This is a genomic window from Parahoeflea alexandrii (genome assembly GCF_024105735.1).
GTDB classification, from domain to species: Bacteria; Pseudomonadota; Alphaproteobacteria; order Rhizobiales; family Rhizobiaceae; genus Hoeflea; species Hoeflea alexandrii.
Genome location: NZ_JAAAML010000004.1, coordinates 507,386 through 532,189, shown reverse-complemented (window position 1 = coordinate 532,189; position 24,804 = coordinate 507,386). Strand labels below are relative to the sequence as shown.

30 protein-coding genes are annotated in these 24,804 nt (G+C 60.3%); 24 read left to right on the top strand and 6 right to left on the bottom strand.

Annotated elements, in window-relative coordinates:
- Positions 1-2 precede the first annotated feature (2 nt).
- The 12 genes from GTW23_RS21815 to GTW23_RS21760 all read left to right on the top strand — a co-directional run bounded on the left by GTW23_RS21815 (position 3) and on the right by GTW23_RS21760 (position 10,589).
- Positions 3-302, top strand: coding sequence for an STAS domain-containing protein (locus GTW23_RS21815; RefSeq protein ID WP_152010191.1), 300 nt, complete (start codon positions 3-5; stop codon positions 300-302).
- Positions 299-664, top strand: coding sequence for a response regulator (locus GTW23_RS21810; RefSeq protein WP_152010190.1), 366 nt, complete (start codon positions 299-301; stop codon positions 662-664). Before GTW23_RS21815 ends, GTW23_RS21810 begins: the two co-directional genes overlap by 4 nt.
- A 13-nt stretch (positions 665-677) precedes the next feature.
- The gene (locus GTW23_RS21805) at positions 678-2,984 is read left to right on the top strand and encodes a chemotaxis protein CheA (protein ID WP_252917455.1); all 2,307 of its coding nucleotides are present in this window, start codon (positions 678-680) and stop codon (positions 2,982-2,984) included.
- A gap of 34 nt (positions 2,985-3,018) precedes the next feature.
- Positions 3,019-3,453, top strand: a complete 435-nt coding sequence (locus GTW23_RS21800) for a chemotaxis protein CheW (protein ID WP_252917454.1) — start codon at positions 3,019-3,021, stop codon at positions 3,451-3,453.
- The gene (locus tag GTW23_RS21795) at positions 3,450-4,331 is read left to right on the top strand and encodes a protein-glutamate O-methyltransferase (protein WP_152010187.1); all 882 of its coding nucleotides are present in this window, start codon (positions 3,450-3,452) and stop codon (positions 4,329-4,331) included. The genes GTW23_RS21800 and GTW23_RS21795 overlap by 4 nt, the downstream gene beginning before the upstream one ends.
- A 5-nt stretch (positions 4,332-4,336) precedes the next feature.
- Positions 4,337-5,404 (top strand): protein-glutamate methylesterase/protein-glutamine glutaminase, encoded by a 1,068-nt coding sequence (locus GTW23_RS21790; RefSeq protein ID WP_152010186.1) that lies wholly within the window; start codon positions 4,337-4,339, stop codon positions 5,402-5,404.
- The gene (locus tag GTW23_RS21785; RefSeq protein ID WP_097108711.1) at positions 5,404-5,793 is read left to right on the top strand and encodes a response regulator; all 390 of its coding nucleotides are present in this window, start codon (positions 5,404-5,406) and stop codon (positions 5,791-5,793) included. Before GTW23_RS21790 ends, GTW23_RS21785 begins: the two co-directional genes overlap by 1 nt.
- Entirely contained in the window at positions 5,790-6,344 is a 555-nt protein-coding gene (gene cheD, locus GTW23_RS21780) for a chemoreceptor glutamine deamidase CheD (RefSeq protein WP_252917453.1), read from the top strand. The genes GTW23_RS21785 and cheD overlap by 4 nt, the downstream gene beginning before the upstream one ends.
- Before the next feature lie 14 nt (positions 6,345-6,358).
- Positions 6,359-6,751 (top strand): hypothetical protein, encoded by a 393-nt coding sequence (locus tag GTW23_RS21775; RefSeq protein WP_252917452.1) that lies wholly within the window; start codon positions 6,359-6,361, stop codon positions 6,749-6,751.
- Positions 6,752-6,857: 106 nt separating this feature from the next.
- Positions 6,858-8,537: a flagellar basal-body MS-ring/collar protein FliF gene (gene fliF / locus GTW23_RS21770; protein WP_152010183.1), complete on the top strand. Its 1,680-nt coding sequence runs from the start codon at positions 6,858-6,860 to the stop codon at positions 8,535-8,537.
- Positions 8,538-9,120: 583 nt separating this feature from the next.
- Entirely contained in the window at positions 9,121-9,834 is a 714-nt protein-coding gene (gene visN, locus GTW23_RS21765) for a transcriptional regulator VisN (RefSeq protein ID WP_152010182.1), read from the top strand.
- Positions 9,835-9,851: 17 nt separating this feature from the next.
- Positions 9,852-10,589, top strand: a complete 738-nt coding sequence (locus GTW23_RS21760) for a response regulator transcription factor (protein ID WP_152010181.1) — start codon at positions 9,852-9,854, stop codon at positions 10,587-10,589.
- 109 nt (positions 10,590-10,698) lie between these two features.
- Here the strand turns inward: GTW23_RS21760 and GTW23_RS21755 are convergent, their stop codons facing one another.
- The 6 genes from GTW23_RS21755 to motA are packed head-to-tail and all read right to left on the bottom strand — an operon-like array spanning position 10,699 to position 15,904.
- The gene (locus GTW23_RS21755; RefSeq protein WP_152010180.1) at positions 10,699-11,151 is read right to left on the bottom strand and encodes a hypothetical protein; all 453 of its coding nucleotides are present in this window, start codon (positions 11,149-11,151) and stop codon (positions 10,699-10,701) included.
- Positions 11,148-12,239: a flagellar biosynthesis protein FlhB gene (gene flhB / locus GTW23_RS21750; protein WP_152010179.1), complete on the bottom strand. Its 1,092-nt coding sequence runs from the start codon at positions 12,237-12,239 to the stop codon at positions 11,148-11,150. Before flhB ends, GTW23_RS21755 begins: the two co-directional genes overlap by 4 nt.
- 12 nt (positions 12,240-12,251) lie before the next feature.
- Entirely contained in the window at positions 12,252-13,298 is a 1,047-nt protein-coding gene (locus GTW23_RS21745; RefSeq protein ID WP_252917451.1) for a flagellar motor switch protein FliG, read from the bottom strand.
- A 1-nt stretch (position 13,299) separates the two neighbouring features.
- Complete coding sequence (fliN, locus tag GTW23_RS21740; RefSeq protein ID WP_152010177.1) at positions 13,300-14,007, bottom strand: flagellar motor switch protein FliN; 708 nt, start codon at positions 14,005-14,007, stop codon at positions 13,300-13,302.
- A 60-nt stretch (positions 14,008-14,067) separates the two neighbouring features.
- The gene (locus tag GTW23_RS21735) at positions 14,068-15,021 is read right to left on the bottom strand and encodes a FliM/FliN family flagellar motor switch protein (RefSeq protein WP_252917450.1); all 954 of its coding nucleotides are present in this window, start codon (positions 15,019-15,021) and stop codon (positions 14,068-14,070) included.
- Positions 15,022-15,025: 4 nt separating this feature from the next.
- Positions 15,026-15,904: a flagellar motor stator protein MotA gene (motA, locus tag GTW23_RS21730; RefSeq protein ID WP_152010175.1), complete on the bottom strand. Its 879-nt coding sequence runs from the start codon at positions 15,902-15,904 to the stop codon at positions 15,026-15,028.
- Positions 15,905-16,109: 205 nt separating this feature from the next.
- Here motA and GTW23_RS21725 point away from each other — a divergent pair, with 205 nt between their 5' ends.
- The 12 genes from GTW23_RS21725 (at position 16,110) to flgH (ending at position 24,799) form a co-directional block, all read left to right on the top strand.
- Positions 16,110-16,892, top strand: a complete 783-nt coding sequence (locus tag GTW23_RS21725; protein ID WP_252917449.1) for a DUF1217 domain-containing protein — start codon at positions 16,110-16,112, stop codon at positions 16,890-16,892.
- Positions 16,892-17,617: a flagellar basal-body rod protein FlgF gene (gene flgF, locus GTW23_RS21720; protein WP_252917448.1), complete on the top strand. Its 726-nt coding sequence runs from the start codon at positions 16,892-16,894 to the stop codon at positions 17,615-17,617. Before GTW23_RS21725 ends, flgF begins: the two co-directional genes overlap by 1 nt.
- 55 nt (positions 17,618-17,672) lie before the next feature.
- On the top strand, positions 17,673-19,052 hold the full coding sequence (fliI, locus tag GTW23_RS21715; RefSeq protein WP_252917447.1) for a flagellar protein export ATPase FliI: 1,380 nt from the start codon (positions 17,673-17,675) through the stop codon (positions 19,050-19,052).
- Positions 19,053-19,105: 53 nt separating this feature from the next.
- Positions 19,106-19,627 carry a flagellar protein gene (locus GTW23_RS21710; protein ID WP_252917490.1) on the top strand — a complete coding sequence of 174 codons (522 nt, stop codon included), beginning with the start codon at positions 19,106-19,108 and terminating at the stop codon, positions 19,625-19,627.
- A 302-nt stretch (positions 19,628-19,929) separates the two neighbouring features.
- Positions 19,930-20,313, top strand: a complete 384-nt coding sequence (gene flgB, locus GTW23_RS21705; RefSeq protein ID WP_152010171.1) for a flagellar basal body rod protein FlgB — start codon at positions 19,930-19,932, stop codon at positions 20,311-20,313.
- Positions 20,314-20,315: 2 nt separating this feature from the next.
- Positions 20,316-20,741 (top strand): flagellar basal body rod protein FlgC, encoded by a 426-nt coding sequence (gene flgC / locus GTW23_RS21700; RefSeq protein WP_152010170.1) that lies wholly within the window; start codon positions 20,316-20,318, stop codon positions 20,739-20,741.
- Entirely contained in the window at positions 20,738-21,082 is a 345-nt protein-coding gene (fliE, locus tag GTW23_RS21695) for a flagellar hook-basal body complex protein FliE (RefSeq protein ID WP_324288382.1), read from the top strand. Before flgC ends, fliE begins: the two co-directional genes overlap by 4 nt.
- Before the next feature lie 10 nt (positions 21,083-21,092).
- A complete protein-coding gene (gene flgG, locus GTW23_RS21690; protein WP_152010169.1) occupies positions 21,093-21,881 on the top strand; it encodes a flagellar basal-body rod protein FlgG in 789 nt (262 codons plus the stop codon).
- Positions 21,882-21,901: 20 nt separating this feature from the next.
- Entirely contained in the window at positions 21,902-22,384 is a 483-nt protein-coding gene (flgA, locus tag GTW23_RS21685) for a flagellar basal body P-ring formation chaperone FlgA (RefSeq protein WP_252917446.1), read from the top strand.
- A gap of 74 nt (positions 22,385-22,458) precedes the next feature.
- Positions 22,459-23,580 (top strand): flagellar basal body P-ring protein FlgI, encoded by a 1,122-nt coding sequence (locus tag GTW23_RS21680; protein WP_152011619.1) that lies wholly within the window; start codon positions 22,459-22,461, stop codon positions 23,578-23,580.
- Positions 23,577-24,098, top strand: a complete 522-nt coding sequence (locus GTW23_RS21675; protein WP_252917445.1) for a MotE family protein — start codon at positions 23,577-23,579, stop codon at positions 24,096-24,098. Before GTW23_RS21680 ends, GTW23_RS21675 begins: the two co-directional genes overlap by 4 nt.
- Positions 24,095-24,799, top strand: coding sequence for a flagellar basal body L-ring protein FlgH (gene flgH / locus GTW23_RS21670; protein ID WP_152010166.1), 705 nt, complete (start codon positions 24,095-24,097; stop codon positions 24,797-24,799). The genes GTW23_RS21675 and flgH overlap by 4 nt, the downstream gene beginning before the upstream one ends.
- Positions 24,800-24,804 lie beyond the last annotated feature (5 nt).

Genomic DNA, 24,804 nt, shown 5'->3' with positions numbered 1-24,804 from the left:
ACATGTCGTCTGACGGTACATCACCGAAAGTTTTGAAACTGCCTGAGGTCCTCGACCTCAACGCAGCCAGCCGGCTGCACGAACAGGTGCTCGCACACAAGGGTGAGGACATCGATATCGACGCGTCCGACGTCAACCGCGTCGGCGCCCAGTGCATCCAGGTGCTGCTTGCAGCGGCAAAGAGCTGGCGTGCCGAAGACCAGCACTTCAAGGTCGAACCGGCCTCGGAAGTCTTCGTCAAGACGCTGCAATTACTAGGAATTTCGGATGAAGCCCTGCTTCCAAAGGAGATGCTGAAATGAAAAAGAAGGTTCTCACGGTCGACGACTCGCGAACCATCCGCAACATGTTGCTGGTGACCCTGAACAATGCAGGCTTTGACATTGTGCAGGCGGAAGATGGTGTTGAAGGTCTCGAGGTACTCGAGGAATCCAACCCGGATGTCATCGTCACCGACATCAACATGCCGCGTCTTGATGGTTTCGGTTTTATCGAAGGCGTACGGCAGAACGACCGTTACCGGGCAATTCCGATCTTGGTCTTGACCACGGAAAGCGACGCGGAAAAGAAGAACCGCGCTCGTGAAGCAGGAGCAACCGGTTGGATTGTCAAGCCTTTTGACCCATCCAAGCTGATCGCAGCCATTGAGCGTGTAACCGCCTGACAGGATCTTCCCCATGGATATGAATGAAATCAAGGAGATCTTTTTCCAGGAATGCGAGGAACAGCTCGCTGAACTGGAATCCGGTCTGCTCCGACTCAATGATGGCGACACCGATCCGGAAACGGTCAACGCGGTTTTCCGCGCCGTGCATTCGATCAAGGGTGGCGCAGGAGCCTTTGGTCTCGATGACCTTGTCTCTTTCGCTCACGTGTTTGAGACAACACTTGATTGCGTTCGATCCAACAAGCTTGAAGCTTCGCAGGACCTGCTCAAGGTCATGCTTCGCTCCGCCGATGTTCTGGCTGACCTGACGGCGGCCTCACGCGATGGCGGCACTGTCGAAAGTTCCCGTACCTCGGGTCTGGTTGCCGAGCTCGAAGCCTATGCCAAGGGCCAGCCTCTGCCGAGCGCCTCCGCTGCACCGGCTCCGGCCCCCGCTGCTGCGGCCCCCGAGCCCGCGCAGGCCGAAACGCCGGCTCCGGCTGCCGAAGCGCCCGAACCCACAGATGACAGTGGCTTTCAGCCGGTGCCTTTCAGCTTTGACGCTCTCGATGGCGACGACGATTTGGCCATCGAGGACGGCCGCTCGGTGTTCACCGTCCGCTTCAAGCCGCGGTCCGATCTCTATGCGAAGGGCAATGAATCGGTTCTGATCCTGCGCGAGCTTGCCAAGCTCGGTGATCTTCAGGTTCGTTGCGAGGCAGACGACCTTCCATCGATCGATATGCTTGATCCGGAAGGTGCGTACTTCTCCTGGCTAATCCGGGTTGAAACCGATCAGGACGAGGAAGCCGTTCGCCACGTCTTCGAATTCGTCGAATGGGACTCGACCGTCGAAATCACCGCCGGCGCCGACGAGGAGGCTTTTGCCGCTCCGGATGCGCAGGGTGGAGACCAGCCGATGGCGGCCGTGCCGTTTGATCTTTCTCTGCTGGAGGATGTCCCCGCGGTTTCCGCAGAGGCTGCTGCTCCAGAAGCGCCCGCTCCCGCTGCTGCGGCTCCCGCGGCCGCTGGCGACGAATCCATGGCGCCACCGAATCTGCCCTTGGCCGCCAAGGCGATTGCGGCCGAAGCCGAGAAGAAGGAAACCGTGGTTCCCGCCGTTCCTGCCGCTCCGCAGACCATCCGCGTTGACCTTGATCGCGTTGATCGCCTCATCAACCTCGTTGGCGAGCTGGTGATCAATCAGGCCATGCTGGCGCAGAGCGTCGTCGAGAATGAAAGTGGCGGTTCGTCCGCCGTCAATCTCGGCCTTGAAGAGCTGCAGCAGCTGACCCGGGAAATCCAGGACAGCGTCATGGCCATCCGCGCTCAGCCGGTCAAGCCGGTGTTCCAGCGTATGGGACGTATCGTCCGCGAAATCGCCGACATGACCGCCAAGCAGGTCCGCCTGGTCACCGAAGGGGAAAACACAGAGGTCGACAAGACGGTTATCGACAAGATCGCCGAGCCGCTGACCCACATGATCCGGAACGCCGTCGACCACGGCCTGGAAACGCCAGAGAAGCGCACCGAGGCCGGCAAGAATGCCGAAGGCGTCCTGCGTCTCAGCGCGAAACACCGGTCCGGCCGTATCGTCATCGAAATCGCCGACGACGGTGCAGGCATCAACCGTGAACGCGTTAAGGCCAAGGCCATCGAGAACGGCTTGATCACGGCGGATGCAAACCTCAGCGATGAGGATATCGACAACCTGATCTTCCATCCCGGTTTCTCGACCGCCGACAAAATCTCCGATATCTCCGGTCGTGGCGTCGGCATGGATGTGGTCAAACGCTCGATCCAGGCACTCGGAGGCCGGATTTCGATCACCTCCAAGCCTGGCAAGGGCTCGGTCTTCACCATGAGCCTTCCGTTGACGCTCGCGGTTCTTGACGGAATGGTCGTCACAGTTGCCAACCAGACCCTGGTGGTGCCGCTCACGGCGATCGTCGAGACGCTTCAGCCTGAGAAGTCGGACATCCATTCCTTTGGCCCAAGCCAGCGGCTTATCGCCATCCGCGATACCTTCTGTCCGCTGGTCGACGTCGGCAACATCCTCAACTTCCGCTCGGATCTCGCAAACCCTGTCGATGGTGTGGCCTTGCTGGTCGAATCCGAAGGCGGCGGTCAGCGAGCCCTCATGGTCGACGCCATCCAAGGACAGCGCCAGGTCGTCATCAAAAGCCTCGAGGCCAACTACACCAACGTTCCGGGCATCGCCGCGGCGACCATTCTCGGCGATGGCAGGGTGGCACTCATCCTTGATGTCGATGCAGTCGTTACGGCTTCACGCGGCCAGCCGCTGAGCCCTGACATGATGCTTGCGGCGACCGGTTAGGAGGACAGGCCATATGCGGATTTCGGATAATGACATGTTGGAGTTGATCGCTTTCACGCTTGGTGATCAGGAGTTTTGCGTCGAAGTCATATCCGTGCGGGAAATCCGCAGCTGGACACCTGCGACGATCCTGCCGCATTCGCCGGACCATGTGCGTGGCGTGATCAATCTTCGCGGCGTGGTGATGCCGATAATGGACCTGTCGCTGCGCCTGGGGATGGCTGCGTCCGAACCGACGCAGGAACATGTCATTATCGTCACCCGGATCGGTGAGCAGACAATCGGTCTGCTGGTGGATTCAGTTTCTGACATCTTCACTGTCGCCACTGACTCCATACAACCGGCGCCGGACGTCAGCCGGTCGGTGGATCGTGAGCTGATCCGCGGGATGATCCCGATGGATGACCGCATGATCTGCTTTGTCGAACTCCACGCCCTTTTTGAGACCCTTGAAAGTGAGGCCGCATGAGCGCCGCTGCAATTCTTCAATCCGGACGGCCTGACGACACCCTGGTGAAGGGAGAGTATCCGCTCACCCGCAAGGATCTCGCCGAGATTGCCGGAATGATCTATTCCGATGCAGGTATCGCTCTCAACGAAACCAAGGCGTCGCTGGTCTATTCGCGGCTGTCCAAGAGGCTGCGCCAGATCGGGCTCAACAGCTTCAGGGACTACTGTGACCTTGTGGGCTCTGCCGCCGGTGCGGACGAGCGCCGCGAGATGCTGAGCTTTCTGACCACCAACTTCACCCGGTTTTTCCGGGAAAACCATCATTTCGATCATCTCCGCACGGTCGTTCTTCCCGATCTTCTCACGCGGGCCAGGGCCGGCGGTCGGGTCCGGATCTGGTCGGCGGGCTGCTCCGATGGCCAGGAACCCTACTCGATTGCCCTGACGCTGCTCGCTATGGCGCCGAACGTTGCGACGATGGATATCAAGATCCTTGCCACGGATATTGATCCGAAGATCATCGCCCAGGCCAAGGCGGGTATCTATGATGGCCAGTCCATTGAGACCGTCGATGCGGCCATGCGCAGCAAATGGTTCACCCAGACGCCGGAAAAGCGCTGGCAGGTTGGCGATCAGGTCAAGCAGCTGATCAGCTTCAAGGAACTCAACCTGATGGCACAATGGCCGTTCCGCGGTCCGTTCGATGTCATTTTCTGCCGCAACGTGGTGATCTATTTCGATGAACCGACCCAGGCGAAGATCTGGGTTCGCTATGCCGACCTGCTGCCGGTGGGAGGGCATCTCTATATCGGCCACTCGGAGCGTCTGTCCGGCGAGGGCAAGGACCGCTTTGAAAACACGGCCATCACCACTTACCGGCACAAGGGGAGGATCTGACAACCATGACAGCACGCACCCGTGTACTTGTTGTAGACGACTCTCCGACGATGCGGAGCTTGATCAGGGCGGTTCTGCGTTCCGATCCGGGCATCGAGGTTGTGGGCGAGGCCGCCGACGCACTTGAAGCGCGATCGGCGATCAAGCAGCTCAACCCCGATGTGATCACTCTCGATGTCGAGATGCCGAACATGAACGGCATAGAGTTTCTCGACAAGATCATGAAGCTCCGGCCGATGCCGGTGATCATGGTGTCCACGCTGACGCAGCGCGGCGCCGAGGCCACCCTGGCCGCGCTCGAGATCGGCGCTTTCGACTGCATCGGCAAGCCATTGCCCGGCGACCCGCAGCCATTCGCGGGACTGGCCGAGACCGTCAAGGCGGCCGCGCGTTCGCAGCGCCACTTGCCTGAGCCGGTGGTCGGTGGGCAGCCGGTCGCTGCCGCTCCGGCCTACTCGGCGCCCAGCGACTACCAGCCGGCCCGCAAGATCATTGCCATCGGGGCATCGACCGGTGGTGTCGAGGCATTGATCGCGGTGCTGACCAAGTTTCCGGCCAATTGCCCTCCGACGGTCATTACTCAGCACATGCCCGCCACCTTTACCAAGAGCTTCGCCGAAAGGCTCAACCGGCTGTGCGCTCCCCAGGTCAAGGAGGCCGAAGATGGCGACCGTCTCGAGATCGGCCGCATCTACCTGGCGCCGGGCGGTGACCGTCACATGGAGATATCCAACCCGACAGCGCCGCGCTGCATGCTGGTCGAAGGTGGACCCGTGAACGGACACCGGCCTTCCGTCGATGTCATGTTCCAGTCGGTCGCCCGGCTCGCAGGGCGCAAGGCGGTCGGGATCATCCTGACGGGAATGGGCCGTGATGGTGCGGCCGGACTGCTCGAAATGCACAAGGCTGGCGCCACCACCATCGGCCAGAACGAAAAAACCTGTGTCGTCTACGGCATGCCGCGCGTCGCGCACGAAATCGGTGCCGTCGATTTCCAGTTGCCTCTCAATCAGATTGGGGAAGAAGTCCTCAAGTCAACAACTACAACCTCTCGCAAAGATAGGGTCGCGTGATGTCCATTGCACAGAAAATCAAGGTTCTTATTGTTGATGATCAGGTGACCAGCCGGCTCTTGCTCGGCGACGCGCTCCAGCAGCTCGGTTTCACCCAGATTACGGTGGCCGGTGATGGAGAGCAGGGTGCCAAGATCATGGCCCAGCAACCACACCATCTGGTGATTTCGGATTTCAACATGCCGAAAATGGATGGTCTCGGCTTTCTCCAGGCGGTCCGGTCCAATCCGGCAACCAAGAAAGCGGCCTTTATCATGCTGACGGCCCAGGGTGACCGGGCCTTGGTTCAGAAGGCGGCGGCACTTGGCGCCAACAACGTTCTGGCCAAGCCGTTCACCATTGAAAAGATGAAAGCGGCGATCGAGGCCGTGTTTGGATCTCTGAAATGACAGCAGACGTCCAGTTCCGAAGGATCCATGTGATCCAGGGTGAGTATAAAGTATCGGACGATCCGGACGTCGTGTTGTCGACCATTCTGGGCTCTTGCGTGGCCGCATGCATGCGTGACCCCGTCGCCGGGGTCGGTGGCATGAATCATTTTCTTCTGCCCGGCCAGGCCAATGGCTCGGGCGGGGAAGCAACCCGCTATGGCGTGCACTTGATGGAATTGCTGATCAACGGCCTGCTCAAGAAGGGTGCCCGCCGCGAACGTCTGGAAGCCAAGATTATCGGTGGCGCAAAGACAATCGCGGGCTTCTCCAATGTCGGAGAGAAGAACGCTGAGTTTGCCCAGCAGTTTCTAACAGATGAGGGCATCCGTATTATTGGCAGCAACACCGGCGGCGATGTCGGGCGCAAGCTCGAGTATTTCCCCGTAAGCGGCCGTGCGCGCCAGTATCCGCTATCGGGTGCGGAAATGCAGAAGACCGTGGCACTCGAAACAGCGCCGCCAAAAATCATTGCACCGAAGCCGGTGGACACATCGATCGAGTTTTTCTGAGGAGTTCCACCATCATGACGCAATTGCCCCATGACCACGGCGGCGACGCAAGTGAGCCGTTGCGTGAAGTGATGGCCCGTATCCGGTCGGAACTCGTTGATGTTGCACAGCTGATCGAAAGGCTCGAGCCGCTGCTGTCGAATGGCCGGTCGACCGAGTTCCTGGCCTCTCCCGACCATATGCGGGTGATGCAGGGGATCGATCTGGCGGTTCAGAAGACCCACGGCCTGGCGGATTTCCTGGACGGTATCAGTGAAAGGCTGGAGCCTGAGCACCTCATCGACATCACCACAGCCCTCAATGTGATCACGCTGGAAGACATGAAGCGGCGCCTCATGGCCTCGATCCATGCACCCTCATCAGCCGAGACCTACCAGAAGGCATCGGGAGACCTGGAGTTTTTCTGACCGCGGGGTAAAGCGGACCCGCAGACCATCTTCGCGCAAGTTTCGCCATCTAGGGTGAACATACCGGTCAATGTGGCCGGCATCTTTTATTGAGCGCGGATACAGAATGAGTCTGTTGAACCAGCTGTCACAAATTACTAAGAATCTGGCCGGCCTCGGTCAGACGAAGTTGTTTGCTCTTGTCGGGGTTGGCGCCCTGTCGATTTTTCTGATTATCGGTTCCGCGATATTTCTCAACAAGCCGACGCGTGAGACCCTTTATATCGGGCTCTCCGGCGAAGACATCAATCAGATCAGCCTGGTTCTTGCAGAAGCCAATATAGATTTCGCAACCGGTACGGACGGAAGTTCTGTCACAGTGCCTGCGGGCATGACAAGCCGTGCACGGATGCTGCTGGCCGAGCGCGGCCTGCCGTCCTCCAACACCGCGGGCTACGAACTGTTCGATCAGGTCGGCTCTCTCGGACTGACCAGCTTCATGCAGGAAGTGACGCGGGTGCGCGCACTTGAGGGCGAAATCGCCCGGACCATCCAGTCCATCAACGGCATCTCCGCCTCGCGCGTTCACATCGTCATGCCGGATCGCGGCAATTTCCGGCGTGGAGACCAGAAGCCTTCGGCATCGGTCATGGTCCGCGGCGGCAACAACATCGCCGGCCGGACCGCCGATTCGATCCGGCATCTGGTTGCGTCTTCGGTTCCCGGTCTGACCATTGATGAAGTCACTGTGCTCGACGCGACCGGCAAGCTGCTTGCCGCCGGCGACGACTTCTCGAACTCGAACCTCAACCGTTCGCTCTCGATCGTGCAGCTTGTTCAGGGCGAAGTCGAAACCAACATCGAAAAAGCCCTGTCGCCGTTTCTCGGCATCGAGAACTTCCGGGCCAGCGTCAACGCCAAGGTCAACACCGACAGTCAGCAGATTCAGGAAACCGTTTACGATCCCGAATCCCGGGTTGAACGGTCCATCCGCATAACCCGGGAAAACCAGACATCCAGCGAATCCAATGCGGCGACGCCTGCGACCGTCGAGCAGAACATTCCCGACCAGGGGCCTGACGCCACCGGCGCCGCTGGCCCGAAATCCAGCGAACTGGCCGAGCGGAAGGAAGAGCAAACCAATTTCGAGATCAACTCGAAGACGGTTTCCACTGTCCGCAACAGCTACAATATCGAGGGCCTGTCGATCGCGGTCGTGGTCAACAAGGCCCGCATCGATGCCATGCTGGGTGGAGAGCCGACACCTGAGCAGACCGCTGCCTATCTTGCCGAACTTGAGCAGGTGGTTGCCTCTGCCTCCGGCATTGATGCCGAGCGCGGCGATCGCGCCACTGTCACCGTCATGGAATTCCTTGCCAGCGAGATCCTGACCGCCGATGCAGCGCAACCGGGCTTCATGGATACGCTGAAGACACAGCTTGGCACCATCATCAATGCCCTGGCGTTCATCACGGTTGCTGTCCTTCTGATCATGTTCGGCTTCCGTCCGCTGCTTCGCGGGACTGCCGGCGCTTCCAGCCAGGATGAACTTGGCATGGATGATGAACTGGAATTGCCGGACTTCTCGCCGGCGGCCATGGGCGGTGGCTCGATGCCAATGGAAGGCTTCGGTGCAGACTTTGGCTTCGGCGAGGAAAGCGAATCCGAACTCGAGCTCGAGGACAGTGGCACCTTCAACCGTCGCGTCAAGGAAGGTCCGGAGCGGCGCCTTGCCCGCATGGTCGAGATCAACGAGGAACGCGCTGCGAAAATCCTCCGGAGCTGGGCTTCGAGCGAAGCAGCTTGAGCCCGGCATGACAAGTCGGGCCGGTTCGAACTGCACCGGCCCAGGCGGCTCGCCCCCTGACGGATCAAGTTCTGGCGGCAGGCTCGACGCCCGCGCCAATGGTCTCACCCGGCGGCACATCGTCCATGGTCATCACCAACCCGCTTGCGCGATTGAGCTTTCCTTCCCACGAACCGGAACTGGGACCATGCTTCGCGCTCCGTACAATCGGGGCCCGGTTGTGAGAACGCGACTGTCAGCGCAGTTGCGGCCGAATGGCCGGGCTCGTGACCAATTCATCATGCGCTCGCGCGAAGGTCTTGACGGCGCCCGCTCGCACATTGTGAGTGATTCGACCCGGTAGCTGGCAAATCACCGGGATCAGGCTGAAATTCGCTCAGAGATAAAGCAATATGTCCAGTCCCAGAAAATGGTCATGTTTTCTCGGGGTAATTTTCGGCACACTATGGCCGTGGCTGGATTGATTCGTTGATTCGCCTTTTGCCGGGAATCACAAGTGGCGGCTTGGCCCGGCGGGCACATCACGAACTCTCGCGCAGATCGTCTGTGCTTCTGCGGGGCCGATCCACGATCGTGGTTGTAGATGCGTCGCTTGGTGATGGCGCGTACGGGGAAAGGGCAGTCGATGATCGCGCGCGGGGCGTTTATCCATGAATTGGAAGCTCAGCGGACTCGTGGGCAACTGGCCGGCGGGATGGACCTGATTTGCACTTACGCCGGTGCGCGATCCTATCTGCTTGCCCGTACCGATCTTTATTCGGACCGGAACCACGATTTCATCGTGACGTCGGACTGGCCGTTCAACCTTGTTCGTCAGTACGGGGCGACGCTCGTTGATTCAGAGGCCCGTACAAGCGAGGTACGGCGCTGCCTGCAGGCCTTCGAGCCGATGTTTCAGGAGATTGACGCTTCGGTGGACCTGTCACCCGAATATGCGCGGCGGATGTGCCTGATACCCTACAATGCCGGTCAGGCTCGCATGTTGCTGGCTCTTCTGTTCGACAAGGACGCCTCGGTTTCCCATGACCGATTGCGCGACGTGGCACTGGCAACCGCCTATCACACGGCGCAATTTCCCGAGATCGTATCGAACAATTACGCATTGTCCGACCTCACGGTTCGGGAAGTTGAATGTCTGTCCTGGATAGGCGAGGGCAAGACCAGCGATGAAATTGCATTGATAATCGGGATCTCGCGCAACACGGTCAACAACTACATCACCAGCATAATGAACAAGACTGGTGCAAAAACCCGCTCCGAAGCAGTTGCATTTGCTGTTCGCCAGCGCATTATATAGCCAGAGGAACGCCCCTTATGGAATTCGGAGCCTATCAAGATGCGCAAGCCCCGGAGCGCTCGGAACGCTCCCCGGGTGCTGGTGTGGCGGGAAATGCAGGTTCGATTGCGGATCTGTTTCCCAAGCTCGTGTCCATGCAGCGTCTGTGTGGCAGCACGGCGTTCGCACTGCTGACTGTCCAGGCCCACACACTGCTGAAGCCGGGACAGATCGAATGCGTGGTTCAGAGTCCGGGTTCGCAGGATCAGGTGAACAGTTTCATCCGCGACAGATCCGAGTTCCTGCTCGGTCACCTGTATTCGTCCCCTTGTCCGCTGATTCTGGCGCCGCGGGACGCTGTTGTCTTCGAACACTCCCCGGCAACCATTGTCCGCACCGATGACGGGACGGCTCTGCACCTTGCATTTCCGGTGCAGCTTGGAACGATGGGCAACGGGTTTGTGGTGTTCTTCGATGCCCGTGCCATACTCAACAATGATCTGCTGATGGACATGCACCGGAAGTCCGTAACGGTGATGCGCGAAAAGTTGCGGCTCGCGTTCGGGATGTCTGTCGGTACCGAAAATCTCAACGATCGGGAAATCGAGTGCCTGCAGCTTGTTGGCAATGGCATGAAGAGCGAAGCGATCGGCGAACAGCTCAATCTGTCGGTTCACACCGTCAACGCCTATCTGGGCTCGGCAACCACAAAGCTCAACGCTGTCAATCGAATCCAGGCAATCGCCAAGGCAATCAGGCTCGGTGTCATCGCCTGACTGGCGTCGGTGCGTGCAGCCGAAAGCGGTTGCTCATCCCCAACCGATGGCCCTTAGCAGGCAACAGGCTATCGTGGTGTGTGTGGAACTTGCTCGGTCGGTGAGTGTCTCAGGCTGAGCGGCGCGAAACATGCACCGCCGAGACGAAGGGACGGAAGGCCGCGGCGCGCAGGCTTTCGGCAAGAACGACCGTGTTGTCGTCGGGATCGTCCAGCGGTTCTTCGAAATCGATATGGTTGATTTCGATTCCGCCACAATCCTGCTCAAGCACCAGCCGCGCATAGATCGTCACTTTCTTGGGACGGATCTCGAGATCCAGCACCACCCGCGGCTGACCGCCCCAGTCGAGATAATAGTCCCCGCCGATGCCGAGCTTCACCGTACCGGGCAGAAAATACATCTCTGCCGCCGATGCCACCAGATCGGCAAGGTCGCCATGCCGTTCGAAGCGAAGCATGGAGATGAGGTCAGCCACGTCGATCAGACGCAGCTCGCTCGCAACAGTACAGATCGCGTCTGCGATGATTTTTTCCTGCTCGGCGGTAAAGGGATGCTGTTTCATGAGCGCGCGCCTGGAATAGTGGAATTTGGTTTGGCCGAATAGATACGGTGCACCAACTCGGCCACAGCCTTGTAGAACACCGGCGGGATGAAGTTATCGACCGAGACTTGCGCAAAAATGGAGCGCGCAAGCGGAGGATCTTCGAATACTGGAATTCCGTGCGCTTCGGCAACTTCACGGATCTTCAGCGCGATAAGGTCCTGGCCCTTGGCTATGACAATCGGGGCGCCACCCTCTTCGCGCACATAGCGCAGGGCGACCGCGAAATGGGTCGGGTTTGCGATGACCAGGGTCGCGCGCGGCACATCTGCGATCATCCGGCGGCGTGCCCGGTCGCGGGCAAGAGAGCGCTGACGCGCCTTGATGATCGGATCGCCATCCGACTGCTTCAATTCGTCCTTGATCTCCTGCTTGCTCATCTTCAGGTCCTGGTGCCAGCTGTAGCGGGTCCAGAGAATGTCTACGATGGCCAGGGTCGCCGTGCAGATCAGCACCACCACGACAACCTTGCCGGCCATGCGGGCCATGTCGGGGGCGACCAGGATCGGGTCCATGAACATGAAATCGAGCGAGCGATAGAACTCCGTCCGCATCACCACTGCCACGACAGTCGAGACCACCACGATCTTGAAGATGTTCTTGGCGAATTCCACCAGGCCCTTGGGGCCGTAGATCCGACCCATACCCTTGATGATGGAAATCCGCTCCAGCTTCGGCTGAACCCGGTCGAGAACGGGGCTGGGCATGTTCTGCAGCACCGATGCGGCGATACCGAATCCCATCAGCAGTGCGAATGCAGGAAGCAGAATGCCGCCGGCCTCGAAGAACAGCAGCTGGAACAGCGCCATCGCGTCGCCGCCGGTGGTCAGCCGCCAGCCATCCGATTGCTCGAACAGGTCGCGCAGTGTTTCGGTGAACCTGGCCGCACTGCTGGGCAGGAAGAACACGAGAAACACCAGCATGCCGAGCGTCGAGGCAAAGACCGGGACCTCGCGACTGAAGGGCACATTGCCCTTGTCCACCGCGTCGCGGATTTTTTTCTCTGTTGGTTCTTCTGTTTTGCTGTCTTTGTCTTCGCCTTCAGCCATCTCAGCTCAGGCTCAAGCGGCTTCGGCGTCTGCGGATGGATTCTCACGCAGCGTCAGCTGGTCAAGTCCGGCAAGCCTGATCGCTTCCTGGGCGATGCTGCGCCGGGCAACCGCGATTTCCCGGGTGCTGACGCCGGCGGTTCCGGCGGCCAGATCCGATTCGATCATCCGGCGTTGGCGTGCACCGATGGCCGACAGAATCGAGTCGGTCAGGGCCTGGTCGGCGCCGCGCAAGGCGGTGGTGATGATATCGCCCGAGATGTCGTTGAACAGCGTTACGCGGCTCTTCTGCGGCATCAGGAGGATATCGTCGAACAGGAAGATACGCGGCCGCACTTTATCCACGGCGGTCTTTGAAACGGTTTCAAGCGCGCCGAGCAGTGATTCGACGTCCGGCTTGGACAGCTCGTTCATGATCTCGGCCACCTTGACCGAACCGGTGCTCGACCGTTCCGCCTCGATTGTGGCGACCAGATCCCGGACCCGGGCCTCGATGATCTCGGCAGCGCGCGGGTTGACGTTCTTCAGGTCGACCGCACGGCGCACGATGTCCACCCGCACTTTTTCCGGCAGCTTCATCAGCGTCCGGCCGGCAAAGGCTGTCGGCAGCATCGACACGATATAGGCAGCGGTCTGCGGATGTTCGCTCTGCAGAAACTTGCCGACGCGGTCCGGATCGGAATCCTGAAGCCGGTCCCAGATAGATGTCTCATAGCTCTGGAACTGGGTGCGCCGTCCGAGAAGCCCATCGACTTCGTCGGGTGTCAGGCCTTCTTCCAGGATGCCTTCCATCGCCTTGGCGTTGTCCATCAGGCCTGTGCCTTCGCTGAACAGGTCCTCGAATTCGTTGACCAGTTCGACAAGCTCTTGCGGCTTGATGGTGCGCAGGTTCTGGGCTTTCTGGATGATTTCCTGCAGTTCCTCGTGTTCGAAGAACTTGAGCAGCTTGCCGGCAACCGGCTTTCCCATGGCGAGCAGAACCGCCGCGGCTTTTTCCGATGGGGTCAGCGCTGTGCTGACTTCGGTGCTCTCGGGGCTGAACTCATCATAGCTTGTCATATCAGTTCGACTTCTTCTGCGGTTCGCCGATCACTTCGATGATCTTGACGGCGAACTTGGTGTCGTCGGTTTCGAGAACTGTAATCTCTCCGCGGCCGATAAGCTTGCCGTTCACCATGATATCCACAGGTTCTCCGATCTTCCGGTCCAGCGCGATGGTCGCGCCTTCAGACAGGTTCATCAGTGTGGAGACTGCCATCCGGCTCGAACCGAGAATGATCTGCACATCTATGGGAATGCCGAGAACCAGGTCGACGCGGTTGGTGGAACCGCTGGCGCCGATCTTGACGCCGGGATTGGAAGACTGTGCCGAACCGAAATCCTGAACCAGCGCATTGCCGGCTGCTGCGGCTGCAGGTCCGTCCAGATCCGGGACGCCGAAGTCTCCGCCGAAATCCGCCCCGCCTGCGAAATCGCCGCCATCCAGGCCAGGCGTGTCGAGGCCCGCGCCGAAATCGGAAGTGTCTGCTGCCGAATCACCGATGTTGAACGGGTCGTCGGCTGTGGCGTCATCCTCGAAGTCTGCGCCAAAATCGGAACCAAAGGCTGCTGCGCCACCCATACCATCCACGCTTTCTTCAGTGAGACCGGGCTCTGAGCCGGCATCTTTCTTCAATACGCCGCGAAGATCACCCACGGCTTCATCTATCGCGCTGTCGTCCTGCGCCATCAGATCATCAATGCCATCGAGTGCTTTTTCACCAGCCATATGTCTTTATCCCGCCTGAAGCTTGCCCGGAGCCTGCCATGGGGCTTCCTGGCCATCATCTCACTTGAAATCGGTTTTCCAGTTTTCGTCCGGCCCTGCCTGGCCTTCGACCTTAACCATATAACGTGTGCCCGCGCGCCCCAGCGCACAGGTGTAAAGGGGTTGTCCGTTTGCGCTCAGAGTGACCTCGATGTCGCCATTATGGGCAAACGCAATCAGGTCGCCGGGCTGCAAACGGCTTATCTCGCCAAGTTCCAGGGATTCCAGTGCCACTGCCGCCTGAAGGCTGATCTGCGACTTCGAAACCCGGTCGCTCAGCCGCTCGGCCCATTCGCCCTTGTTCCCGTCGGCCTTTTTGTTGAGCTTGGACGAGTTGACCTTGGTCTTGAGCAGCACGGATTGCGGCAGGATAAGTGTCAAGGGTGCTGCGACCGCGCCGAATTCGATATCCAGCGTCAAGGCGACTGCATGGAAATCCGCGATCGAATCGTCTTCCGCCTCGGGATGTTCCGGCTGAGGGTTTTTTGCTCTCGCCTTCGCGTCAGGCTTTGCCGCGACCAGGTTGCGCAGGCTGTCATTGAGCTGCTCGAAAACCACCAGGGACATGTCCAGTTCGATGCCCGACAGGGGCCGGGCAGCAATGTCGAGCTGGTCTGGGTCGGAACCACCGAGAAGGCATTCCACCATGCCGATGATCAGTTTCGTGCCGCACAGGCTGCAGATGTCGTTGGACCAGTTGGCAATGGTCGCTTCGCAGTAGACGGTGTCGCCGCTCAACTGAGAGAGCAACTCGCGGCGGCGGCCCAGATGGATATCGCCGGGACGGGCGTCGATCGTCACCCCGGTGGCCGTCAGAAAGGCAGAGGAGAGCACCGGACCAAGCGCATTGAGCAGGGTCTGGCTTCGGGACTCGATGTCCGCGCCATTGCCCTTGACGCCGATCATGCGATCCAGCAGGTCGGGGTCGAAGGCCAGCTGCTCTGCAGATTGCTCTTTTTGTGGTGCAGCGCTCATCGGGTCAAGCCGCCTTTGCGTCGCCACCGCCGCCAGGATTCATCATTTCCTGCTCGACTGCGTCAATGGATGGGCGCTCATAGGACGAGATGGTCTTGCGGCCGTGCTCAAGGGCAACCTGCGGAACCGAGCCGTTCATGTAGGCCAGCAGCGTCTGCTTGACGATGGTGTAGAGCCGGTTCTGCTTGGTCCGGACGATCTTCACGTTGGTCGCAATCGGGCTGAACACACAGTAGGAAAGGAAAATTCCAAGCATCGTACCCACCAGCGCCGCGCCGATCAGGCCGCCGAGAACTGCGGGAGATTCGTTGATCGCGCCCATGGCTTTGATCACGCCCAGAACGGCGGCGATGATGCCGATGGCCGGGCAGGCATCCGACATGGTGCTCAGCGCATGGTAGGATTTCAGCCGATCCTGCGCGATGGTCTGGATCTCTTCGTCCATCAGCGCTTCGATTTCATGCGGACGGGCATTGCCGATAATGATCAGGCGAACGTAATCGCAGATGAACGAGGTCAGTTCCTTGTTCTTCAGGATCGTCGGGGCCGACTGGAACAGCTCGGATTCTTCCGGATTGTCGATGTGCGCTTCGATCTCGTTGCGGCTCTTGGTGCGCAGGTCACGCATCAGCGAGTAGAGGATGCTCAGGGTGTCCAGATACTCGCGTTCCTTGGGAACCTTGTTCTTGAAGGCTTCACCCAGGGCCGAGATCGTGTCCTTGATGGTCTTGACCGGGTTGGTCATGATGAAGCCGCCAATCGCGGCGCCGCCGATGATGACCAGCTCGAACGGCTGGTTGAGCACCTCGATGTGTCCGCCCATCGCCATGAATCCACCAAGCACGCAGCCAATGGTGATGACAAACCCGATAATGATATTCATGACGCCTCGCCGCAATGATTTACATGCATACCAATCACTACGGCTTGAGCCTTGTGTGAAGCTGAATCTGGCTGCTTGATGAATGGCTTCCTGACAATCTTCAGCTTCGCACAAGCAAGATGGCCTAATCCGGGACATGCTTGCAGCGGTTGCGCCGGATTTGCATCCGCGCGACGCGCCCTGAGGCACAACGGGGGTGAATCCGGTGACGTCAACATACACCAGCTACAATCTGATCGCGCGGGACCTGCCGCGCTCGATCGAGCGGATCGCCAGCCAGCCCCAGGTTGCCCGGGAGAGCGAATATTATCTCAAGCGGATTTCCGAGATTAAATCCATCGACGAATTCATGGCCGATACGCGGGTCTTCAACTATGCCATGAAGGCGCACGGTCTCGAAGACATGAATTATGCCAAGGCTTTCATGCGCAAGGTGCTGACCGAAGGCGTCGACAAGGATGACGCCTTCGCCAACCAGCTTGCCGACTCCAAGTACAAGGAATTCGCCGAAACCTACAATTTTGCCCGCAACGGCGAAACCGCGACCATCTTCACCAAGGCGCAGCAGGGAACGGTCGACAAATACCACCGGCTGACCCTCGAGGAGGAAGCCGGCGTCGATAACACTGGTGTGCGGTTGGCGCTTTACTTCGAACGGACCGCGCCGGAACTGGATTCGGTTTACGGCATTCTTGCCGACACGGCGCTTTACGAAGTGGTCCGCACGGCTCTCGGCATTCCGGCTGAAATCGCGGCGTCAGATATCGACAAGCAGGCCGACATGCTCAGATCGCGCCTCGACATCGAGGATTTCAAGGATCCTGAGAAACTCAACACCTTCATGCAGCGGTTCACGGCTCTCTGGGAGCTGGACAATCCGTCCTTCGGGTCGGCTGGTTCGAGCCTGCTGCTGAGTTCGTCCACCGGTTTCGGCATTACGCCGGAGCTGATGCTCTCCATCAACAATCTCAAACTCGGGGGCCGCTGATGCAGGGTTCGCTTTACGTTTCATTGTCATCCCAGATTGCGCTTGAGCGCCGTCTGACCACTCTGGCCGACAACGTCGCCAACGCCAATACCACAGGCTTCCGGGCGACCGAGGTCAAGTTCAACGAGGTCCTGGCCAACACCGGATCGACCGATGTGTCCTTCGTCGACGAGGGTCAGGACTACCTTTCCACCGCGAATGGCGGCCTGAAGACGACCGGCAGCGCGCTCGACTTCGCCATTCGTGGCGACGCCTGGTTCATGATCGAAACGCCGACCGGCAAGATGCTGACCCGCGACGGCCGCTTCACGCTCACCAATACCGGCGCGCTGGTCAACATCGATGGCTACCCGGTGCTCGACCCGGGTGAAGCGCCGATCCAGCTCGATCCCGACGGAGAGGCGCCCAAGGCCGGCCGTGACGGCGGTTTGACCCAGGATGGCTTCCGCCGCGGTGCGATCGGCCTGTTCACGGCCGATTTCAGCGCCGGATTTACCCGCAAGGCGCCGCTGGGCATTGTCCCCACCATTCAGCCCGAACCGGTGCTCGATGAGGAAAGCGCCGGTCTGTTGCAGGGCTATATCGAGAATTCCAACGTCAATGCCATGTCCGAGATGAGCAAGCTGATCATCATCTCGCGTGCATTCGAGAACATTTCGGCGATGACCAACTCCACCGAGAATGTGTTCAAGGAAGCCATCCGAACCCTTGGCAGCGGGCAATGATCTTGATGCCTGAAACTGGGAAAGGTTGCAGCCCCTTGCCGGAGACCTGCACGCCATGAGCGGCCGGCCGGCTCTTGCCAGGCTTGCCGAGACCGTGCGCACCTTCTCCACTCCCGAAGGCGCCTACGACATATCTGGCACGGTCACGGCCGTGGCCCCCGGCCACTGCGTCGTCGCCGGCCTGTCGCGGCATGTCCGAATCGGCGATTTCCTCACCTTTCGCCATGGCGGCACCAGCAAGCTGGCCGAGGTGGTCAGTCTTGGACCGGATGAATTGATCGCCTGTCCGGTAGATGGTGCATCCCAGGCCAATATCGGCGAACGGGTCTGGCGCCGCGGGCCGTTCAGGCTGTCGCCGGATCAAAGCTGGTGCGGTCGCACCATCAACGCGCTTGGCGAGCCCGTCGACGGATTCGGCCCGCTCACGCAGGGCCCGGCTTCTCGCCCGGTCACCGGTGCCGCGCCGGCATCGATGCTGCGGCAAAGGGTCGACAAGCCGCTCAAGACCGGCATTCGCGTCGTCGATGTCTTCACGCCGATGTGCCAGGGCCAGCGGTTGGGTGTTTTTGCCGGTTCCGGTGTCGGAAAGTCGACCCTGCTGTCGATGTTTGCCAAGGCGGCCGACTTCGATCGCGCGGTGGTGGCGCTTGTTGGCGAGCGCGGCCGCGAGGTCCGGGAATTCATCGAGGACACGCTCGGCCCGAACATGGCCAAGACCGTCGCCGTGGTTGCCACCAGCGATGAAAGCCCGATGCAGCGCAAGCTGGCGCCGCTGACGGCAATGGCCATTGCCGAGCACTTCCGCGATACTGGCGAGAATGTCCTGCTGATTGTCGACAGCCTGACCCGGTTTGCCCATGCGCTGCGTGAGATCGGTATGGCTGCGGGTGAACCGCCGGTCGCTCGCGGCTATCCCGCATCTGTGTTCACCGCCCTGCCAGGCTTGCTCGAACGTGCCGGTCCGGGACCGGAAGGGGCGGGCGCGATCACCGCGATTGTCTCGATCCTGGTCGATGGCGACAACCACAACGACCCGGTGGCCGATTCCGCGCGTGGTATTCTCGACGGGCATCTGGTGCTTGATCGCGCACTCGCCGACGAAGGCCGTTATCCTCCGGTCAATCCGCTGACCTCGATCTCGCGTCTGGCGCGAAAGGCCTGGCGTGGTGACGAGGAGAAACTGGTGATGCGGCTCAAGGCCCTCATTCACCGTTTCGAGGAAACCCGCGACCTGAGGTTGATTGGCGGCTATCGCGCAGGCTCAGATGCCGAACTGGAAATGGCGATCAAGCAGACCCCGGTCATCTATGAGACCCTGCGCCAGACACCTGAACAGCCGCCAAGCGAAGATGCCTTTGCCGAACTCGCGGATGCAATGAAGGCTGCGGCGGGCTTGCCCGTGGCGCCGGCCTCCAAGGAAAGGACGAAACCGTGACCGAAGCTTCCAAGATCGCGACCGATGCGATCGAGACCCAAGATCAGGCTCCGATGCCCGCACCCAAGGCCAGGCGCTCGGGTGATCGGATCGTGGCGGTCACCGGCTTTCTGCTGGCAACCGCTGCGGCATTCTTCCCATGGTACGTCTTCTTCAACCAGGAAAGCTTCGGCATCGCACCCATGGGATACAGCGAAACCCGTGACCTTCCCGAATCCGGCGGCCGTTCCGTCGTCAATGTCTCGCCGCTGGCCATACCGGATGAAAATGACGGAAGCGCCGAGCCCTCAGCTTTCGATCCGATCACCACCGCTACGGTTTCCAATCTTGGCGAAGAGGGCAACGGCGGACCGCCGTCGGCGACCATTGTTGACCCCGACAGGACGTTTCCCGGCAAGCCCCTCTACAAATTGTTGCATGTCGCCAATGGCCGTGCGCTGATCGAGGACAAGTCGGGCATGTACATTGTGCGCATCGGTTCGGTGTTGCCGGACAATTCCCGCCTTGCCACTCTCGAGAAGCGCGATGGGCAGTGGGTGATCATCACGTCCAACGGTGAGGTCATCCAGCGTTGAGGTCAGGTGAAGCTGACCGGAGCCAAGTCGCTCCCTTCCTGACCTAACAGGCCTTAAAAGCCGCCGGATGCGCTTCCGGCGGCTTTTTCACGCCGCGTGCACACCCCGGATATGTGGGCAACTCCGGTCGCGTCGGACGCCTTCATGCACACCCGTCGCATCCGGCCGGTCGATCCCGTGCGGGGGCAGGGACCGGTGGTCCGTTCCATCGGTATGGAGCAGGGCGGCGTCGGCTTTCTTCCGTAAGGCACACGCAAGATTAACGGCCTAGTCTCCGGGCTTGTTAAGGACAGGGAAACGCCATGCAGCCGATTCAGCTTTTCGAACTGGCATCCAAGCAATCTCACTGGCTCACCGTGCGCCAGAGCGTGGTTGCCGGTAACATCGCGAATGCAAACACACCCGGTTATGCGACGCGGGAAGTGGCGGCATTCGAGGCCGTGCTCGACAAGACCCAGCCGCAGGTTCGCATGGCGGCAACCCATCCCGGACATATCCAGGAAGACCTGATGCGCGGATCGGTCCGCAGCGGAAGCTTTGGTGACGTGGATGTCCAGCCTTCCGGAAACTCGGTCAGCCTGCCGCAGGAATTGAGCAAGACCGGAGAAATCAAACGCATGTACGAAATGAACACGGGACTGGTGAAAGCCTTTCACCGCATGATGCTTCTGACCGTGAGGCGCTGATTATGCCTGTTGATCCGCTTACTCTCGCCTCCCGCATCGCCTCTTCCGGCCTGAATGTTCAGGAAACCCGGATGCGCGTGCTCTCCGAGAACCTCGCAAACGCCCAGTCGACCGGGAACACGCCGGGAGCCGACGCCTATCGCCGCAAGACGATCAGTTTCTCCTGGGAACTCGACCGCACCTTCGGCGCTTCGCGTGCCGAAGTGTCCAAGATCGATGTCGATCCGGCCGAGTTCACCATGGAATACGACCCCGGAAATCCGGCGGCTGACAGAAATGGCATGGTCAAGTTGCCCAATATCAACGTCCTGGTCGAACTGGCTGATATGCGCGAGGCCAACCGGTCTTACGAAGCCAATCTCCAGACCGTCAAACAAACCAGGGAACTGGTATCCATGACCATCGATCTGCTGAGGGCTGGCCAATGATTGACAAGATTTCAGGAATTTCCGGCATTTCCGGCCTTTCGGGCCTGGCTGGCGCGCGCGATGCCGACATGGCCGGTGCAGCCGGCATGCCGAACATGGCCGCCGCGATAGCGGGCCCGTCCCCGAGCTCTTTCGCCGATACCATGAAAAACCTCGGTCAAGGTGTGGTGAGCAACCTCAAGGTCGCGGAAGGCCAGTCCTTCGCCTCCATCCGCGGCGAGGTGCCGACCCGTGATGTCGTCGACGCCATCATGACGGCCGAACAGTCGCTGCAGACCGCAGTCGCCATCCGCGACAAGATGGTCACTGCTTATCTCGAAATCGCACGTATGCAAATCTGAGGAACACGCCATGAAGGCTTTGGCCATCGCAGCTACCGGTATGAATGCCCAGCAGCTCAATCTTGAGGTGATCGCCAACAACGTGGCGAACATCAACACGACGGGCTTCAAGCGGGCCCGCGCCGAGTTTTCCGATCTGCTCTACCAGGTCGAGCGCAACTCAGGCGTTCCCAATGCCTCCAACCAGGCGATCGTTCCCGAAGGCGCGCATATCGGTCTCGGTGTGCAGACCTCGGCCGTGCGCAACCTGCACATCCAGGGCAGCCTGGTCGGCACCTCGAACAAGCTGGATCTGGCGCTGGTCGGGCGCGGTTGGTTCCAGATCGAGACCCCGGACGGTGAAACCCAGTACACCCGCGCCGGCGCCTTCAACACCAACGCCGACGGCCAATTGGTTACCATCGACGGTTACGTGGTCGTCCCCGGCATCACTTTCCCCGATGAGACCAGCGAAGTGCAGATTTCCCGCACCGGACAGATTCTGGCCCGCATCGGCGATGATGTCGAATTGCAGGATCTCGGCCAGCTGACCCTCGCCAACTTCGTCAACGAGGCCGGCCTTGAGCCGCTCGGCGACAACCTTTTCCGTGAAACCGTAGCCTCCGGTCCGGCGATCGTCGGTGTTCCCGCGGATCCCGGGTTTGCCCACATCCAGCAGGGCTATCTCGAAGCCTCCAATGTTGATCCTGTCAAGGAAATCACCGACCTGATCTCCGCCCAGCGAGCCTACGAGATGAATTCGAAGATCATTCAGGCGGCGGATGAAATGGCGTCCGTCGTTTCCAAGAACCTTAGGTAACAACAAGGGACAAGGCAGACATGACGTTTCGCCCCACAACGCCTCTGCAAGGCCTGTTTCGCGCGGCAGTTGTCCTGGCCGGGCTGATCTGCGCCGTTCCCGCGGCGCAGGCCGGCCGCGGCACCGCGGTGGTTCCCGAACGGACCATCTATCCCGGCGAGGAACTGCTGGCCGACATGGTTCGCGAAGTCGATGTCACCAACCCGAACCTGCGCGGCGGCTATGCCGAGATCACCAGCGAGGTGCTTGGCAAGGTGACCACCCGCACATTGTTGCCAGGCCGGACCATCCCGGTCGCTGCATTGCGCGATTCCTGGGCGGTCGAGCGTGGCAAGACGGTTCAACTTGTCTTCAGCGGCAATGGCCTGACCATCACCGCAGCCGGCACGCCGCTTGAGAATGCGGCGATCGGCGATTTCATCCGTGTCCGCAACATAGAATCCGGACTGATCGTGTCCGGCACGGTTATGGACAACGGCAGCATACGGGTGGCCGCGAAATGATCCGCAGGATTGCCAAGATATTCAGCATCTGGATTGCCATGATTTGCCTCGCCGGATCCGGGCCGGGGCCTGCAATGGATGCGGCTAACGGCTCACGGTCTGTCGAGGACTTTGCCTCCGGGTCGGGGCTGAGCTTCATCCGGCCGGCGGGCGCGTCATCGCGCATCAAGGACATTGCCTCGCTGCAGGCAGGACGCGACAACCAGCTCATTGGCTACGGCCTCGTCGTCGGTTTGCAGGGAACCGGTGACGGCCTCCGCAATTCGCCGTTCACCGAACAGTCGCTCCGTGCAATGCTGCAAAATCTTGGCATTTCCACAGAAGGCGGCGCGTCGCGGGTCAACAATGTTGCGGCCGTGATCGTCACCGCCAATCTGCCGCCCTTCGCCAGCCTGGGTTCGCGGATCGATGTCACGGTCTCCTCTCTGGGGGACGCCACCTCGCTGCGTGGCGGGACACTGGTCATGACATCGCTGTCGGGGCCGGACGGCCAGATCTATGCGGTTGCACAGGGCTCCGTCATCGTGTCCGCGGTCAATGCGCAAGGCGACGCGGCCATCCTCCAGCAGGGCACCGCGACCGCGGGCCGCCTGCCCGGCGGCGCAATCATCGAACGCGAGATTCCGGCGACCTTCAAACAGACCGAGGGGCTGGTCTACCAGCTCCGCAATCCCGATTTCACAACGGCCGTGGGCATGGCCGACGTCATCAATGCATTCTCCGAAGCGCGCTACGGCACGCCGATCGCCGAAGCCCGCGATTCCACCACTGTGGCGGTTCGCAAGCCGCCCCGCGCCGACCTCGCTCGCCTGACCGCGGAACTCGAGGGTCTTGTCGTCGAGACCGATTCACCCGCGCGTGTCGTGGTCAACGAGCGCACCGGCACCATCGTCATCGGCAATGATGTCCGTATCTCCAAGGTTGCCGTCAGCCATGGAACGCTGGTTGTCCAGATCAACGAAACGCCCACCGTGGTCCAGCCATTGCCGTTCTCTGACGGCGTGACAGCCGTGGAACCGCTCACCGACATCACCGCCGGCGTCGACGGTGGCCAGGTCGCCATCATCGACGGGCCGGATCTCAGAACGCTGGTCGCCGGCCTGAACTCGATCGGCGTCAAGCCCGACGGCATCATCGCCATTCTCCAGGGCATCAAGTCAGCCGGTGCGCTGCATGCCGAACTGGTGCTGCAATGAACAGCGCGCGGCAGTCACCCTCCCGCAGATGGTTCCGTGGCGCAGCCGCGGTTGTCCTTCTGGGCCTGGTCGCTCCCGGCGCATTTGCCCAGCAGGCGCCGGCGCCAACTCTTGAAGAGGAGATCCGCGCCTTCTGCGGCAACATCGCCGATGCAGCGCGTGACCAGCGCTATCTTCTGCAGAAGAAGGAGCTCGAAGAGCTTCAGGCGGAAGTCGACGAACGGATCGGCCTGCTCGAGGAGCGGTCCGAAAAGTACCGCGAATGGTTGAAAAAGCGGGAAGACTTCATGCAGGTGGCCGACTCGCAGCTGGTTGAAATCTACAAGAACATGGCTCCCGATTCCGCTGCCGCGCAGCTGGAAATCGTCAAGCCGGGCATTGCGGCTGCCATCGTCATGAAACTCAGCCCGCGACTCGCAAGCTCGATACTCAACGAGATGGATACCAAGAAGGCGGCTGCCCTCACGACCATCATTGCCGCAGCCGCGGCACCCGAACAACCCGAGGATCCGTCATGATTAGGGCTTCAGCCATTACCGTTCTTGCTCTCATCCTGGCCGGGTGCAACTCGCAGACCTTGAGCGAGGTTGGTCAGGCGCCGTCGATGAGCCCGGTGGGGTCCGGTCTTGCCTATGGGGAAACGCCGCAAATGGCGGCATATCCCAAGCAGCCGCCACCGCGCTCAAGCAGCTTCTCGCTTTGGGACGATCGCCGTTCCAAGCTGTTTCAGGATGCCCGCGCGGTCAGCGTCGGCGATATTCTCACCGTCGATCTTGCCATCAACGACAAGGCCAGCTTTGACAATGCCACCGACCGCAGCCGCAAGAATGCGAGCGGCATGAATCTCGGCATGAACATTCCGGTCATCTCCGCCGTTGGCGCCGGTGACCTTGAATATGGCTCCAACACCTCGACCAAGGGGCAGGGCACGACTGAACGGTCCGAGAAACTGCAGTTGCGTGTGGCCGCGGTCGTCACCGGCATCCTGCAGAACGGCAATCTCGTCATCAGCGGCAGCCAGGAAGTCCGGGTCAACCAGGAACTCCGCATTCTCAACGTGGCGGGCATTGTCCGGCCGCTCGATGTCGACCACAACAACACCGTGGCCTACGACAAGATTGCGGAAGCCCGGGTTTCCTACGGTGGTCGCGGTCGGTTGACCGAAGTGCAGCAACCGCCGATCGGTCAGCAGCTTGTCGATATCCTTTCTCCGATCTGACGGCG

Coding starts and splice junctions, on each gene's coding strand:
- GTW23_RS21815 (WP_152010191.1), top strand. CDS start 3: ATGTCGTCTGACGGTACATCACCGAAAGTTTTGAAACTGCCTGAGGTC.
- GTW23_RS21810 (WP_152010190.1), top strand. CDS start 299: ATGAAAAAGAAGGTTCTCACGGTCGACGACTCGCGAACCATCCGCAAC.
- GTW23_RS21805 (WP_252917455.1), top strand. CDS start 678: ATGGATATGAATGAAATCAAGGAGATCTTTTTCCAGGAATGCGAGGAA.
- GTW23_RS21800 (WP_252917454.1), top strand. CDS start 3,019: ATGTTGGAGTTGATCGCTTTCACGCTTGGTGATCAGGAGTTTTGCGTC.
- GTW23_RS21795 (WP_152010187.1), top strand. CDS start 3,450: ATGAGCGCCGCTGCAATTCTTCAATCCGGACGGCCTGACGACACCCTG.
- GTW23_RS21790 (WP_152010186.1), top strand. CDS start 4,337: ATGACAGCACGCACCCGTGTACTTGTTGTAGACGACTCTCCGACGATG.
- GTW23_RS21785 (WP_097108711.1), top strand. CDS start 5,404: ATGTCCATTGCACAGAAAATCAAGGTTCTTATTGTTGATGATCAGGTG.
- cheD (WP_252917453.1), top strand. CDS start 5,790: ATGACAGCAGACGTCCAGTTCCGAAGGATCCATGTGATCCAGGGTGAG.
- GTW23_RS21775 (WP_252917452.1), top strand. CDS start 6,359: ATGACGCAATTGCCCCATGACCACGGCGGCGACGCAAGTGAGCCGTTG.
- fliF (WP_152010183.1), top strand. CDS start 6,858: ATGAGTCTGTTGAACCAGCTGTCACAAATTACTAAGAATCTGGCCGGC.
- visN (WP_152010182.1), top strand. CDS start 9,121: ATGCGTCGCTTGGTGATGGCGCGTACGGGGAAAGGGCAGTCGATGATC.
- GTW23_RS21760 (WP_152010181.1), top strand. CDS start 9,852: ATGGAATTCGGAGCCTATCAAGATGCGCAAGCCCCGGAGCGCTCGGAA.
- GTW23_RS21755 (WP_152010180.1), bottom strand. CDS start 11,151: ATGAAACAGCATCCCTTTACCGCCGAGCAGGAAAAAATCATCGCAGAC.
- flhB (WP_152010179.1), bottom strand. CDS start 12,239: ATGGCTGAAGGCGAAGACAAAGACAGCAAAACAGAAGAACCAACAGAG.
- GTW23_RS21745 (WP_252917451.1), bottom strand. CDS start 13,298: ATGACAAGCTATGATGAGTTCAGCCCCGAGAGCACCGAAGTCAGCACA.
- fliN (WP_152010177.1), bottom strand. CDS start 14,007: ATGGCTGGTGAAAAAGCACTCGATGGCATTGATGATCTGATGGCGCAG.
- GTW23_RS21735 (WP_252917450.1), bottom strand. CDS start 15,021: ATGAGCGCTGCACCACAAAAAGAGCAATCTGCAGAGCAGCTGGCCTTC.
- motA (WP_152010175.1), bottom strand. CDS start 15,904: ATGAATATCATTATCGGGTTTGTCATCACCATTGGCTGCGTGCTTGGT.
- flgF (WP_252917448.1), top strand. CDS start 16,892: ATGCAGGGTTCGCTTTACGTTTCATTGTCATCCCAGATTGCGCTTGAG.
- fliI (WP_252917447.1), top strand. CDS start 17,673: ATGAGCGGCCGGCCGGCTCTTGCCAGGCTTGCCGAGACCGTGCGCACC.
- GTW23_RS21710 (WP_252917490.1), top strand. CDS start 19,106: ATGCCCGCACCCAAGGCCAGGCGCTCGGGTGATCGGATCGTGGCGGTC.
- flgB (WP_152010171.1), top strand. CDS start 19,930: ATGCAGCCGATTCAGCTTTTCGAACTGGCATCCAAGCAATCTCACTGG.
- flgC (WP_152010170.1), top strand. CDS start 20,316: ATGCCTGTTGATCCGCTTACTCTCGCCTCCCGCATCGCCTCTTCCGGC.
- fliE (WP_324288382.1), top strand. CDS start 20,738: ATGATTGACAAGATTTCAGGAATTTCCGGCATTTCCGGCCTTTCGGGC.
- flgG (WP_152010169.1), top strand. CDS start 21,093: ATGAAGGCTTTGGCCATCGCAGCTACCGGTATGAATGCCCAGCAGCTC.
- flgA (WP_252917446.1), top strand. CDS start 21,902: ATGACGTTTCGCCCCACAACGCCTCTGCAAGGCCTGTTTCGCGCGGCA.
- GTW23_RS21680 (WP_152011619.1), top strand. CDS start 22,459: ATGGATGCGGCTAACGGCTCACGGTCTGTCGAGGACTTTGCCTCCGGG.
- GTW23_RS21675 (WP_252917445.1), top strand. CDS start 23,577: ATGAACAGCGCGCGGCAGTCACCCTCCCGCAGATGGTTCCGTGGCGCA.
- flgH (WP_152010166.1), top strand. CDS start 24,095: ATGATTAGGGCTTCAGCCATTACCGTTCTTGCTCTCATCCTGGCCGGG.